The organism is Streptomyces niveiscabiei (assembly GCF_001419795.1).
Classification (GTDB): Bacteria; Actinomycetota; Actinomycetes; order Streptomycetales; family Streptomycetaceae; genus Streptomyces; species Streptomyces niveiscabiei.
Map to the genome: position 1 here is coordinate 1 of NZ_LIRL01001262.1, position 2,217 is coordinate 2,217.

General features: G+C 71.5%; 1 protein-coding gene. It reads left to right on the forward strand.

The window, feature by feature from the left end; all coding sequences use genetic code 11:
* A partial coding sequence (gene glgB, locus AOK24_RS42875) for a 1,4-alpha-glucan branching enzyme (protein WP_055725261.1) occupies window positions 1-2,168 on the forward strand: 2,168 nt, incomplete at its 5' end.
* Window positions 2,169-2,217: the final 49 nt, after the last annotated feature.

Genomic DNA, 2,217 nt, shown 5'->3' on the forward strand with positions numbered 1-2,217 from the left:
GCCCCGACCAGGACCGTCTCCTCACCGGCACCCACCACGACCCCCACTCGGTCCTGGGCCCGCACCCCACCCCGACCGGTGAGACCGCGCTGCGCGCCTTCCGCCCGTACGCCCGCGCGGTCACCGCCGTGACGGCGGACGGCCTGCGCCACCCCCTGAAGGACGACGGCAGCGGCTTCTTCTCGGTGCTGCTGCCCGGCGCGACACCCCCGCCCGCGACGACCGCGTACCGTCTGGTGGTCGAGTACGAGGGCGCCACGCACGACACCCACGACGCGTACCGCTTCCTGCCCACCCTCGGCGACCTCGACCTGCACCTGATCGGCGAGGGCCGCCACGAGCAGCTGTGGACGGCGCTCGGCGCACACCCCACGACGCACGACGGCGTGTCCGGCACCCGGTTCGCGGTGTGGGCCCCGAACGCGCGCGGCGTCCGCATCGCCGGGACCTTCAACTTCTGGGACGGCACCGGCTTCCCGATGCGCTCCCTGGGCTCGACCGGCGTGTGGGAGCTGTTCGTCCCCGGCATCGGCGAGGGCGAGCTGTACAAGTTCGAGATCACCCGCCCCGACGGCTCGAAGACCCTGCGCGCCGACCCGATGGCCCGCCGTACGCAGACCCCGCCGGAGACGGCGTCGATCATTACGGCGTCGCACTACGCGTGGGGCGACGCGGAGTGGATGGCGCAGCGCGCCGAAGTCCCGGTCCACGAGGCCCCGTTCTCGGTGTACGAGGTCCACCTCCCGTCCTGGCGCCCGGGCCTGACGTACCGTCAACTCGCCGACCAACTCCCCTCTTATGTCAACGACTTGGGCTTCACCCACGTCGAGTTCCTCCCCGTCGCCGAGCACCCCTTCGGCGGCTCCTGGGGCTACCAGGTCACCGGCTTCTACGCGCCCACCGCCCGCCTGGGCACCCCGGACGACTTCCGGTACCTGGTGGACGCCCTGCACCGCGCCGGGATCGGCGTCCTGATGGACTGGGTCCCGGCCCATTTCCCGCGCGACGCCTGGGCGTTGGCCGAGTTCGACGGGCGTCCCCTGTACGAGCACGAGGACCCGCAGCGCGCCGCGCATCCCGACTGGGGCACGCTGGAGTTCGACTACGGGCGCCGCGAGGTCCGCAACTTCCTGGTGGCGAACGCCGTCTACTGGTGCGAGGAGTTCCACATCGACGGGCTGCGCGTGGACGCGGTCGCCTCGATGCTGTACCTGGACTACTCGCGCGAGCCCGGCCAGTGGTCGCCGAACGCGTACGGCGGCCGGGAGAACCTGGACGCGGTGGCGTTCCTCCAGGAGATGAACGCGACGGTGTACCGCCGCTGCCCGGGTGTCGTGACGGTCGCCGAGGAGTCCACGGCCTGGGACGGCGTGACGCGCGCGACGGACTCGGGGGGTCTCGGTTTCGGCCTGAAGTGGAACATGGGCTGGATGCACGACTCGCTGGGCTACATGGCGCACGACCCGGTCCACCGCTCCTACCACCACGGCGAGATGACGTTCTCGATGGTGTACGCGTACAGCGAGAACTACGTGTTGCCGATCTCCCACGACGAAGTCGTGCACGGCAAGCGGTCGTTGGTGTCGAAGATGCCGGGCGACTGGTGGCAGCAGCGGGCGAACCTGCGCGCCTACCTCGCCTTCATGTGGTCCCACCCCGGCAAGCAACTCCTCTTCATGGGCCAGGAGTTCGCGCAGGGCGCGGAGTGGTCGGAGGCGCACGGCCCGGACTGGTGGCTGCTGGACCCGGCGTACGGCGCGGAGGCCGACCACCGGGGCGTCCGCGACCTGGTCCGCGACCTCAACTCGGCGTACCGCGCGCACCCTTCGCTCTGGCAGCGCGACACGACGCCGGACGGCTTCGAGTGGCTGGCCGGCGACGCGGCGGACGACAACGTGTTCGCGTTCCTGCGCAGGTCGGCGGACGGCACGCCGCTCCTGGCGATCACCCACCTCTCCCCCACGGTCCGCCACGACTACCGCGTCGGCGTCCCCGGCGAGGTCCCGGCCTGGCACGAACTCCTGAACACGGACGCGGTGTTGTACGGGGGCAGCGGGGTCACGCACCCGGACACGCTGAAGCCGGAGTCGACACCGTGGCACGGCCGCGAGGCGTCGCTCACCGTGACCTTGCCCCCGCTGGCGACGATCTGGCTGCGCCCGGCGTGAAAGGGGTTGCGTCGGCCTGAAGGGGTTGCGTCGGCCTGAAGGGGTTGCG